The sequence below is a fragment of the Thalassotalea montiporae genome, assembly GCF_053485855.1.
Map to the genome: position 1 here is coordinate 1,452,591 of NZ_JBQRUO010000001.1, position 12,195 is coordinate 1,464,785.

Consider the following 12,195-nt stretch of genomic DNA (forward strand, 5'->3'; position numbering starts at 1 on the left):
ACTTCGGTATGGGTTAGCTTTGGTATAAGTTAGCTTTGATATGGGGTAGCTTTGGTATGGTTTAGATTGGACATAGTTCACTATAGTATTGCGGTGGCGTGTGGCTAACTCGACACCGCAAATCCTTGTTACCCCATAGCCCTTAAAGGTTGGCGTGAGGGCCAAATACCTCATAATGAATACATGACTCTTCTACACCAAGTTTGAGTAGTTGCTGTTTGGCAAACTGCATAAATCCAACTGGCCCACAAAGATAAAAATCACCATTATTATCTAGCGGTAAATCAATTACTGAAAAATCCATTATACCTGTGAAGATGTTTGGTTGATCAGCGGCTCCTTCTCGATACCAAGTATACGCTTGCCAACCTTGTTGTTTACATTGCTTTGCTGTGTGATTGGCAAAAGAGTGTTGCGCCTTGTTTTCACAGGCATGTAAATAAATAACCTGTTTTGAATAGTTGTTCTGAGCGAGCGTATCCAACATGGCTTGCATTGGGGTAATGCCAACACCAGCTGAAATTAGCACTACAGGTCGTTGACGATCTTGCCAATAAAAGTCGCCAGTAGGGGCGTGTAAATCAACAATGTCACCTAGGTTTAAATGATCGTGTAAATAGTTCGACATCACACCATTGCGCTCGCTTACATTGCTTAACTCACGTTTTACCGAAATGCGGTAGCTCTTACCATTTGGGCTAGTTGACAGCGAGTATTGACGAATCTCGTTGTAAGGTGATGTAGTCGGCTTTAACTCAATGCCTATATACTGACCGGGACAGTAGTTCATTATAGGCTGCTGATCAATCGGTTCAAAAACAAAGCTTGTGACTAACTCAGATTCTTGAGTTTTCTCTACTAGGCTGAAGGCACGTTTACCACGCCAACCACCTGTCGCAGTTTCACGGTCAACATATAATTCTTCTTCAAGGTTGATAAACAAGTTGGCGAGTACTTGATATGCGGTTGACCATGCTTTTTCAATCGCTTGTGTGAAATGCTCGCCCAGCAGCTCGCGCATGGTTTCAATAAGGTGATGACCAACAATTTTGTAGTCGTCTGGTTTAATATGAAAGCTCACGTGTTTATTGGCGATACGCTCAACGGCATGTTTTAACACGCTAATGTTATCTAGGTTTTTCGCATAGGCGACAATCGCCTCGAACAATGCCGCCTTTTGTCGACCGGTTTCTTGATTGGTTAAATTAAAAATATCTTTCAGCTCAGGATTGTGGTGAAACATTCGTTGATAAAAGTGCGCTGTTACAGCATCACCGGCCTGCTCAATAAGCGGTAAGGATGATTGCACTAGGCTAATATCTTGAACGGAAAGGGCTTGATTAGATTGCATGTCTACTCCAACAAACTATAACGTTAAAAATGAGCTTACTGACGAGGTTTAGTAAGTATTGGCCAGTAAGTGAAGAAAAATAAGCTAAACGCGATAACCCATAGCAAGGCGCTAAGCTGCCAGCTCAGCAGGGTGTGGCCTAGGTGTGGCAAGATAAAGCGAATTAGTGCGGCGGCAGCTACCAAGGAAAATGTCAAATTGACACGGCGTTTTGTGATTAACGCACGCCCCGTGTGACCTAGTGATACTCGACTCATCATAGAAATGATCATCAAGCCTATTGCGCCAATAGTGATTAAATGTAGTGCAGCGCTAAATTGAACCATTGGGGTAAGATAGCTCAAACCCAGGGCGATAAGGCCCAGGCTCATTAATAAGTAAGCTAAGTGCAACGACCAAAGCAGTGGTACATTCAACGTTTTTCTGCCTGACCAACGAGCACCACGCACCAGATGCAGTATGCCAGCAGATAGCATGAATAGGGCTGGCGTGATTGGCAGGGAGATAAACTGCCCAAGGATGAAAATAGTGATGCCGACAATGGCGACTGGCAGTAACGCCATTTCCAGCCAAGGTAGCGGCTGCGTGGGCTCAGTACCAGTGCCGCGAACTGTAAAAAACGGGATTACACGGCCACCAACAACTGCCATCACTAGGGTAAAAACGAGTACAGCAGAGCGTGCAAAATGCAGTGCTAAATCAGTTTTCCCTGCTAAACCACAGCCTAATACGAGCAAATTGACCGTTGCTAGCGCACTCAGTAGAGGCATAAACAAGTAGTTTCGCTTGTTCTTCGCGCGCAACACAATACGCGTATAGCAGCCAATAATAGCGAGCCACCAAAGGCTCTGTAGTGCAATGGCAAAAGCTAGACTTGTTATTGTGTTGTACCAAAGAAGCGCTCTCACCATGACCCAAATAGCGATCAATAGCATTACTGGACGACCGCTAATGCTTGGCGAACTTGTCCAAGTTTGCACCGCGGTTAAGATAAACCCAATGGCAACAGTGGCGGCAAAACCAAAAATCATCTCATGAGCGTGCCAAACTAAGCTGGGTAAGTAGAAAGCTTTAGTAGTAATTGGACTCGACAAACTGAGACCTGATAGCGATGCCACCCAAAGCGCAACGGCAACTACAGAAAAAAAGCTTGCCGCTAAAAAGAAGGCGCGAAATGACAATTGCCATAGTGGATGGTGATCATTAAATATGGATAAAGTTGAGGTATTGTTTTCAGCATTTACAGGTGGTTCAGATATCATCATCTTAAAACACCTTGTGACCTAACCCGTGGACACCAACGCAGCGTAAAACGTAACCCACTTTTAAAACACCTGCGAAAACGATTGTCGCGATATGCGCAGTGACTTGGCTTGCAATGGAAAAGTAATGATCAAAACCAAAAGTAATGGCAACGCACATCAAGGTGACAGTTAACGAAGTAAGCATCATCCAATTGCCAATAAGAATGCATTTTTGAAAATTCAGTTGTGCTTGTTCAAATTGACTGCCATCAGCAATTAGAAAATTTGAATATGGTGTTGGGTACATAATGGCTCCGACGTTTCGTGTTTAATGCTTTTGTTAAAATCTGTAACTTGCGTGGCCTCATTACTCTAAGTGTGCTAGCGGGGCTTATCTGCGCGCTATTGACCTTACAATGGCTTTTTGAGGCTTTGTTATCAAAGCGTTACCTATATGAGTCATATCAAGACTAGTGCCAATCTTTTAATGTATTGAAATATATATAAATATCTAAACTTAATGATTTTGTAGAGTCAAAATGACACAGTTTATATTTGAGTCATAAAGACATGGTTGTGTGTATTTGATATAGTTAAATTGAGTTAGCTTAAAGCTGCTAACGGTTTAACTAGATACGTTGATAGTTAGGTAGTTAAGTAGGTAGTTAATTAGAAAAAAAGTTAGAGAGAAGCTAGTTAGTCGTTTCCATACGGACATAATGAACACAGCACAAAATTAAAAATACAATAATCAAAAAAACAGCATTCAAAAGAACAGCAATCAAAAGAACGACCATCAAATGAACAATTTAGCTGACAATCAATTATTAGAATTATCTATTGAATTGGCACAGAGCGCGGCAAACGAGCAACGCTTTGATGATGTCCTAACGGCAATTCGCAAGGTTATTACCTGTGATGCTATCGCTTTGCTCGTTATCAAAGGTGATTGCTTGCAACCGATAGCTAGCCAAGGGTTAAGTGCTGATACCATGGGGCGACGTTTTGTCATTGATGAGCACCCGAGGTTTAGCCAAATTTGCAACGCAAAAGAAGCGATACGATTTGCGGCTGACTCGCCACTTCCCGATCCCTATGATGGCCTGCTGAGTAGCAAAGAAGGCGATTTACCGATCCACGCTTGCATGGGGTTGCCGCTTTATTTCGATGAAAACTTAATTGGCATATTAACGCTTGATAGCTTAATGCCGAATATATTCAATGGTTTATCTGAGCGTGCGCTGTCTTTGGTAAGTGCAATGGTCGCGGTTAATTTGCACACAGCGCTTACCTTAAACTCTCTCGAATCGAACATTAATCACTCTAAAGCGGTAATGCGTGCCATTAACGAACCAAGCATGTCGGGTGCTCATACCGAACTTATTGGACATAGTGTTGCGATGGAAAAGCTTAACCATGAGATACGTATGGTAGCACCTTCCAATTACTCAGTGCTGATTGAGGGAGAAAGTGGCACAGGTAAGGAGCTTATTGCCCATAGTGTTCACCAGCAATCGAGTCGGTCTGAAGCAGCAATCATTCACGTGAATTGCGCTGCGTTACCCGAAAATTTGATTGAAAGTGAGCTATTTGGACATGTTAAAGGCGCCTTTACTGGTGCCGATAGTAAGCGTGCTGGTAAGTTTATTATTGCTGATGGCGGCACTATTTTTCTTGATGAAGTGGGCGAACTGCCGCTTGCTGCGCAGAGTAAGCTACTGCGAGTGCTACAAAGCCAAGAGGTTCAGCCAGTCGGGCAAGATGAAGTTATCACTGTCAATGTTCGCGTGATTGCGGCAACAAATCGCAATTTAAAAGATGAAGTCGAAAATGGCCGTTTTCGCGCTGATTTATATCACCGACTAAATGTTTACCCGATCAAAGTACCTGCATTGCGCGATCGCCATGGTGATGTCGCCTTGCTGGCTGGCTTTTTTATTGAACGTGCAAAACGCAAGCTTGGTGTCGGCCAGTTAAAATTATCAACCAAACTTATGCTGCAGCTAACGCATTACGCTTGGCCAGGTAATGTGCGGGAATTAGAACATTTATTAAATCGAGCGGCATTAAAGGCGTGTGCAAAAGTGCCAGCTGCTAATCGTTATGAGTCGATAGTAACGATTACGGATAACGATAGTGAATTAGTAGCCCCAATTGGTGGTTTTAGTGGTTCGAAACAAGCAACAGAAGAGGACTTGTTAGCAGTTTCTACTCAAACAGAAATTGGCAATGAATTTGCCAACAAGCACTTTGAACAAGGGCACTTTGATTACAAGCAATTTGACGATACGCCAATAAACTTAAGAGAAAATGTTGATGCTTATCAGCGTCAGCTGGTGCGTCGTGCGTTATCCTTCTATCAAGGGAATTGGAGCAGGGCTGCTAAGCACCTAGGGGTTGATCGCGCTAACTTAACACGCCTTGCAAAACGGCTTGATATTCATATTGATAAAGTTGTTCGTTAGTCTACCAGTTAAGCTAAAGTAATGATGTGCCAAATTAAAGCACACAATTTACGCATACTATGCCTCACTGGATGTATTGGTTTTACCGCTGTTAGCTGCAAAGTGACTTTGATCATCAGAGTTATTGGTATTGTCTCCAGATAAACCGCTTTCTTTCTGGCGACTATCATTACCATCATCACTTAACGTTTGTGTTGCAGACGCATTTTTTAAGATCATAAAGCCAAGAATGGCAGAAATAAATGACGCTAATAAAATACCAAGGCGTTCATCAACAATAATGTTGCTCCCTGTGGTTTCAAAGGCGAGCGAGCCGATAAACAAACTCATGGTAAAGCCAATACCACAAAGCACTGATACACCGAAAATATGATACCACCCAATACCCTTAGGTAGCCTTGCAATACCGAGTTTGATGGCAACAAAACACATCGACATAATACCCAGTGGCTTACCTATTACTAATCCAAGCGCAATACCTAAGGTGATTGGATGAGTTATCGCCTCTGAGGTGAGCTCTCGAAAGTCGATGCCCGCATTGGCAAAGGCGAAGAGTGGCAGAATAACAAAGGCGACAGAGCTGTGTAGGCTAGATTCTAATTGCTTAACTGGTGAGTGGTCGGGATTCTTGCTATCGCGCATTGGGATAAAGAAAGCGAGTAACACCCCAGCTAAAGTGGCATGAACGCCAGACTTCAAAACAGCTACCCAAAGAATACCGCCAATTAAAATATAGGCGGGTATGTCAGACACCCCTTTCTTATTCAGTAAAGTTAAGATCACTAAACATATCGCGCTGATAAACAGCGGTACGGTTTCTATTTGTTGAGTGTAGAAAACCGCGATGATAATAATGGCGCCAATGTCATCAATAATGGCAAGGGTCACTAAGAATATTTTAAGTGCGGCAGGAACTTGCTTGCCAAGTAACATTAAAATGCCGAGTGCAAAAGCGATGTCGGTTGCCGCTGGAATCGCCCAGCCAATGCGGTTTACTTCATCGTGATAATTAAGCGCTAAATAAATGAGCGCTGGTATAACCATACCGCCGATAGCGCCAAAAATTGGAAGTAGGGTGTTTTTAGGTTCAGATAAGTGTCCTTCTAGCAGTTCACGCTTTAACTCTAAACCGACCAAAAAGAAAAACGCTGCCATTAAGCCGTCGTTTACCCAAAGTAAAATGGGCTTATTTATCGCTAGACCACCGATATGAATGCCTGCTGGAATTTGGATCAGCATCTCGTAGTAAACAGACAAAGCGCTATTAGCGACTAATAACGCCAACAACGTTGCAAATAAAAGAATCAATCCTGCGGCAGCTTCCAGCTGCAAAAACTTCTTAATCGTGGTCATAGCTTAACCTGTTGTCGAAATTACCCTTTAGTTCCGGTTAGGAAAGATTTGTTATCACGAGAAAGCCCTTAAGCGCGATAAGCGAGTTAATAGCTTATGGACTTATACTAATAAATATAGTGCATGGGGCTGATAGGCACGTTGAACGCAGTTGTGAAGTTAGTTGGTGGCGCTAACGTGCTATTTATTAACTGCGTGCTATTTGCAACTGTAGTGTCGCGCCAAAATGTCGGTGACTGATTCCACATCAAGCTGAGCGTTGTAATTAATCGCAGCTTTCTTTAGCACACTTTTGAATGTCTGATAGTCAATGTCGTCAGGCAAACATACTTGATCCATACCATACTTACGTGTTTTGACGACACTGTAGTTACTGGTGCTGGTTCTGCTGTTGTAGGCGCGATCGACTAGGCCCTTTGATTTTACTGGTTCAAGCAGTGCTTGCTTTTTACTGATAAGGCCATAGAAAAAGCCCTGACAACCTACCTGTTGCTGCTGCGATATATTGTCGGATAAACATTCATTTATCATCGCCTCAGCTGAGAATTTAGCCGCTAGAGAAGGCGCTGAAAAGCTGAACAATATCGTTAAAACCACTACAATGGAAATACGCATAAATCACCTCATTAATTGACCGATAGAAGTGGTTAACCAATTCTCAGACCAGTCAATTATTAGCCATGTGGTCTTTAAAGTTAATTTAACTCTCGTTAAGATAAAATCTGAATATTTCTGACTATTACTTCGTAATTTACGAAATAGTGCCGATTAATTAGACTGGATACGTGGAACAGCGAATGCAGATAAATTACAACCATCTCTACTATTTTTGGGTGACAGCAAATGAAGGTGGCATCTCGCGAGCTGCACAAAAACTTAACCTTGCGCCCCAAACGGTGAGTGCTCAAATTGCTGCTTTAGAAGGTCGATTAGATCGACCGTTATTTATCAAGCGTGGACGTAGTCTTGAATTAACAGAATTTGGCGCCCTAACTAAATCTTACGCAGACGATATGTTTGCTAAGGCACAAGAGTGGTTGCACACAGTGGCGTCGGGAGAGAAACACGTAACGACCATGTGCCGAGTTGGCGTGACAGATGGCTTGCCTAAAACATTAGCCAGTAAATGGTTATCACCAGCTTTAACGGGTGAACAACATGTAAAGTTAGGCATTCAAGATGGCAACTTAGATGAGCTTATTGGTCAACTGGCACTGCACAAGCTTGATATGATTTTGACGGATTTACCATTGATCGCCGATGTAGATCTACCGCTTTATTGTCAGCATATTGGTCACAGCGAAATCGGTTTTTTTGCCTCACATAGTGATGGCGATATTGATGAGCTTATCGCTAATTTTCCTTACTGCTTGGATCAAGCTCAAGTGGTAATGCCTGGTCAAAACAGCAGTTTAACCCGCAGCTTAATGCAGTGGTTTGATGTGAATAAAATAGCGCCTGATATTACGGTCTATGCTACCGATATCGCATTAATGAAATCACTAGGACGGGATGGTTTTGGTATATTTCCCGCGCCACTGATGATTAAAGAAGAGATTATGGGTAAATTTAATGTTGCTTACATTGGTAAAGCGGAAAATATCTCTCAGGAATATCAACTCATTACCCCTCAAGGCAGTATTGTTCACCCGCTAGTGTCAAATATTGTTAAAATTGCCGCAGGTATTAATAGGACTGATTAGACCAACAGATTTTATCTTCTTTAAGTTATGCAGCTATAAATACAGGACTATGAAAACAGTAAACTTTCTTATCAATGTCATCTCTGTACCAGCGGATCTTCTCGCTATCGCTGATAAACCTGAACATGAGCTATATGCTACCTACCAGCTTTATCAATACTTAGCGGACTCTAATTTGCTGCATAAAGTGTGGATGATTGATGAGTACAACGAACTATGGTTAGAGATTAACTTTGTCGATGAAGAGGGTGAACCAGCGTTTCATACCCTCAAGCTTGATGATGGTAGTTATGCAGAAGTTGAATTTGAAAGTTACTCTGTACTGACGGAATAATACCTGTATTGGCGAGTGCATGCCTGCTTGTTTTTACCTCAATCAAGTTGATGTCAAAGCCCACGTCAAAAATCTCTCATAAATTTTCTTGAATTCAAAAACACTATCCCCATATCTCCTGTTAAGTAAAAAGTAGCGTAGCGGCTAGCTTGCCTAAATTAGCGCTATATTGGTTATTTTGAGTTCAGATAGGAGATGTTTCAGATGTCTGAGACAGGTCAAAAAGAAGTTCATGGTTTTCAAACTGAAGTAAAGCAACTACTTCAACTAATGATTCACTCACTTTACTCTAACAAAGAGATTTTTCTACGTGAGTTAGTATCAAACGCGGCGGATGCGTCAGACAAATTACGTTTTAAAGCCTTACAAAACGCTGATCTTTTTGAAGGTGACGGTGAGTTACGCGTACGTGTAAGTGCCGATAAGGAAAACAATACGGTTACTATTTCTGATAACGGTATTGGTATGACAAGTGACGAGATCATCGCTCACTTAGGTACTATTGCAAAATCAGGTACGGCTGAGTTCTTCTCAAAACTATCTGGCGACCAAGCGTCAGACTCACAGTTAATCGGTCAATTCGGTGTGGGTTTCTACTCGGCGTTTATCGTTGCTGACAAAGTCACTGTGCGCTCTCGTGCCGCGGGTGTTGCTGCGAGCGAAGGTGTAGAGTGGCAAAGTGAAGGTGAGGGTGAATTTACCACGCGCCAAATCGAAAAGTCAGGCCGTGGTACCGACATTATTCTTCACTTAAAAGAAGAAGAAAATGAATTCCTTGATGATTGGCGCTTAAAGTCAATTGTCACTAAGTACTCAGATCACATCTCAGTATCGGTTGAAATGCTAACACCAGAAATTCCAGCGGTAGAAGCACAACCAGAAGAGAAAGATGACGAAGGTAATGTGATTCGCCCTGCCATTGAAGCGCGTGACGCCGAGCCTGCCAAGTGGGAAGCAGTGAACAAAGCAACAGCGCTTTGGACACGTGAAAAAGCAGATGTTAGCGATGAAGAATACAAAGAATTCTACAAGCATGTTTCGCACGACTACGCAGAGCCAATGCTTTGGGAGCACAACAAGGTAGAAGGTACAACTGAGTACACATCACTACTTTATATTCCGAGCAAAGCCCCATTTGATTTATACAATCGCGAAAAGCAACACGGTTTAAAACTATACGTTCAACGCGTTTTCATCATGGATGACGCAGAGCAATTTATGCCGACTTACCTGCGTTTCGTAAAAGGTTTATTAGATTCAAACGATTTACCACTAAACGTATCGCGTGAAATCTTACAAGACAACAAAGTAACGCAAGCCATCCGCAAGGGTTGTACTAAGCGCGTACTTAAAATGCTTGAGAAGTTAGGTAAGAAAGACCAAGAGCAATATCAATCATTCTGGAACGAATTTGGCCAAGTGCTAAAAGAAGGTCCAGCGGAAGATATGGCTAACAAAGAGCAAATTGGTAAGTTATTACGTTTTGCGTCAACTAACGAAGATTCAAGCGTGCAAAACGTGTCACTACCTGACTACGTTGAGCGTATGAAAGAAGGCCAAGACAAAATTTACTACGTAGTTGCAGACAGTTTCGCTGCAGCGAAAAACAGCCCGCACTTAGAAGTATTCCGCAAGAAAGGCATTGAAGTCTTATTGCTGTCTGATCGTATCGATGAATGGTTAGTAAGCCACTTAACTGAGTTTGACGGCAAGCAGCTTCAATCTGTTGCGCGCGGTGGTGTTGACCTAAGCGGCATGGAAGATGAAGAGTCAAAAGAAGCACAAGAAAAACTTGAGCAAGAGTTTGATTCAGTAGCCAAGCGAATGAAAGAAGCATTGGGCGACAAAGTACAAGACGTTAAAATTTCTAACCGCTTAACTGATTCGCCAGCCGTTATCGTAACTGCCGAAGATGATATGAGTATTCAGATGCAAAAGTTAATGGCATCTGTAGGTCAAGAAGTGCCAGAAACTCAACCAATCTTTGAAATTAACGCTGAGCACGAGCTAGTTAAACACGTTGCCGATGAGCAAGACGATGACAAATTTAACCAGTGGGTTGAAGTGTTATTTGAGCAAGCGACACTAGCAGAGCGCGGCAGCTTAAGCGACCCTGCATCATTTGTTGCTAAGCTGAATAAACTAATGATGAGCTTAGCTAAGTAACCAAGCTGAAAGCGCGAGAATAATCGCTCTTTATGAAAACACTAAGGCGCCATTTGGCGCCTTTTTTATATTGGTGACCCGCCCTAAATAAGGCTAACAGCCACTATTTAAAGTTGTGGCAGCTTAATCGGTGGCTATTCGCAGAGCAACTTATAGAACAATATTTTACTGTTATCAGGCGTACCCTTATCTTCATATCCTTCAATGCGATAGCCGTTTGCTATTAACAGCTGCAGCATGGCCGGGAACCGATTCATTGATTTTACCCGCAGGTAACGATATCCATTTTTACTTGCCCATTTTTCTTGCTTGTCTCTGAGCTGGTTGGCAATCCCTAATTTTCTATACGCGGATACAACGCCGCCTAACCAACTGTAAAATTCGCTGCCGCTGGTGGCGTAGCCAATTTTATAGGCAACTAATGCTTGTTTATCTCGGTCAGTGATACTCGCGCGTGTTTGCATAGTAGCGACCAAAATTAAGCTTGGCGTATGAGCCAGTCGGCTTGATAGCTTCTCATTGGTTAATTTAGCGTCAAACTCAGGAATTTGACTATTAATGGTAAGCACCTCTTCGATGGTGCCAGTGCGGATATTAACGCTCATAAACTCTGTTCTAATTAGACTTGTTCTAAACCTGAACTAAGCCAGAAGTTAGCAAGCGCTCAGTTTATCAAATTAGCTAGCTGGCGATAAAGAGAAGCAACTTGCACCTTGTTTACTAGGTTAGTTGTGTTAGCAAACCTCTCTTACTCGTTTTCTTTATGAACCGACTTGCCACCAGCTCTTACCTTCCACAGCCAATACCCTAGTCGACAGACGCGATTGATGCTGTTGAACATGTTATTTGCGGGCTGGTCATAGCAGCTATGAAAAACGGCTATAAAAACAACTTTGTAAAAATTTCAAATTAGTTATTGATGATCTAAATGATAACGATTACTATTTAGGTGTTGGCACTGTGCATAGAGACCAAGAGAAGATAAGTCAGTGCCTGATATTTCGATAAGTTATTTTTCAAAGCGTCAATACGTGAATCGTGACGCGACTATATGTGAAACAACATCAGACAAATACGAGAACCACTATGAGAACCAAATTAGATTCTGCGCGTGATTTAGCCACCCAATTCTTTACCTTTATCGGGCTATGTGCGCTGCTTGCATTGTGTGCCAATAATGTCGCTGCGGCTAAAAACCATGAGGTACAGTTGTTAACTGCCGATGGTAGCGGTCAAACCATGGTGATGTCTCCAGGTTATTTAAAAATTGCGAAAGGCGATACGGTGACCTTTTTGCCAGCCGATGTAACCCATAATGTTGAATCTGTTGCCATTCCTAGTGCTGCAAAGAAGTTTTCTAGCACTATGGGGCAGAAGTTCACCTACACATTTAATGAGCAGGGTGTTTACCTCTATAAATGCACGCCGCATTTTGTCATGGGCATGCTAGGTGTTATTCAAGTTGATAGTGCAGACAATTTAGGCGATGTGAAAAAACAATGGGAAACGGTTGGTGCTGGCGTCGTCATGAATAAAGAACGTGTGGCAAGTTATTTGGCGCAAGTGAAGTAGGAGAGGG

General features: G+C 42.5%; 11 protein-coding genes. 5 read left to right on the top strand and 6 right to left on the bottom strand.

Annotated elements, in window-relative coordinates; genetic code table 11:
- Positions 1–142: 142 nt before the first annotated feature.
- From hmpA to ACSLUR_RS06280, 3 genes are read right to left on the bottom strand one after another with little or no spacing between them, the layout of a single operon-like run.
- Entirely contained in the window at positions 143–1,351 is a 1,209-nt protein-coding gene (gene hmpA / locus ACSLUR_RS06270) for an NO-inducible flavohemoprotein (RefSeq protein ID WP_448552792.1), read from the bottom strand.
- Between the two features lie 35 nt (positions 1,352–1,386).
- Entirely contained in the window at positions 1,387–2,616 is a 1,230-nt protein-coding gene (locus tag ACSLUR_RS06275; protein WP_448552794.1) for an NnrS family protein, read from the bottom strand.
- A gap of 1 nt (position 2,617) precedes the next feature.
- The gene (locus ACSLUR_RS06280) at positions 2,618–2,902 is read right to left on the bottom strand and encodes a hypothetical protein (RefSeq protein WP_448552796.1); all 285 of its coding nucleotides are present in this window, start codon (positions 2,900–2,902) and stop codon (positions 2,618–2,620) included.
- A 493-nt stretch (positions 2,903–3,395) separates the two neighbouring features.
- On the opposite strand from ACSLUR_RS06280, the gene norR reads away from it, so the two are divergent.
- Positions 3,396–5,060, top strand: coding sequence for a nitric oxide reductase transcriptional regulator NorR (gene norR, locus ACSLUR_RS06285; protein WP_448552798.1), 1,665 nt, complete (start codon positions 3,396–3,398; stop codon positions 5,058–5,060).
- A 57-nt stretch (positions 5,061–5,117) separates the two neighbouring features.
- On the opposite strand, the gene nhaA is transcribed toward norR, so the two are convergent.
- Positions 5,118–6,413, bottom strand: coding sequence for a Na+/H+ antiporter NhaA (gene nhaA / locus ACSLUR_RS06290; RefSeq protein WP_448552800.1), 1,296 nt, complete (start codon positions 6,411–6,413; stop codon positions 5,118–5,120).
- Positions 6,414–6,611: 198 nt separating this feature from the next.
- Positions 6,612–7,028, bottom strand: a complete 417-nt coding sequence (locus ACSLUR_RS06295) for a hypothetical protein (protein WP_448552802.1) — start codon at positions 7,026–7,028, stop codon at positions 6,612–6,614.
- A 182-nt stretch (positions 7,029–7,210) separates the two neighbouring features.
- Between ACSLUR_RS06295 and nhaR the strand changes: the two genes are divergently transcribed.
- From nhaR to htpG, 3 genes are all read left to right on the top strand, one after another.
- Positions 7,211–8,116, top strand: a complete 906-nt coding sequence (gene nhaR, locus ACSLUR_RS06300) for a transcriptional activator NhaR (RefSeq protein WP_448552804.1) — start codon at positions 7,211–7,213, stop codon at positions 8,114–8,116.
- A 49-nt stretch (positions 8,117–8,165) separates the two neighbouring features.
- On the top strand, positions 8,166–8,450 hold the full coding sequence (locus ACSLUR_RS06305; RefSeq protein WP_448552806.1) for a hypothetical protein: 285 nt from the start codon (positions 8,166–8,168) through the stop codon (positions 8,448–8,450).
- Between the two features lie 204 nt (positions 8,451–8,654).
- Positions 8,655–10,616 carry a molecular chaperone HtpG gene (gene htpG, locus ACSLUR_RS06310; protein WP_448552808.1) on the top strand — a complete coding sequence of 654 codons (1,962 nt, stop codon included), beginning with the start codon at positions 8,655–8,657 and terminating at the stop codon, positions 10,614–10,616.
- Positions 10,617–10,750: 134 nt separating this feature from the next.
- Here the strand turns inward: htpG and ACSLUR_RS06315 are convergent, their stop codons facing one another.
- Positions 10,751–11,221, bottom strand: coding sequence for a GNAT family N-acetyltransferase (locus ACSLUR_RS06315; RefSeq protein WP_448552810.1), 471 nt, complete (start codon positions 11,219–11,221; stop codon positions 10,751–10,753).
- A gap of 481 nt (positions 11,222–11,702) precedes the next feature.
- On the opposite strand from ACSLUR_RS06315, the gene ACSLUR_RS06320 reads away from it, so the two are divergent.
- Positions 11,703–12,188: a plastocyanin/azurin family copper-binding protein gene (locus ACSLUR_RS06320; protein WP_448552812.1), complete on the top strand. Its 486-nt coding sequence runs from the start codon at positions 11,703–11,705 to the stop codon at positions 12,186–12,188.
- Positions 12,189–12,195 lie beyond the last annotated feature (7 nt).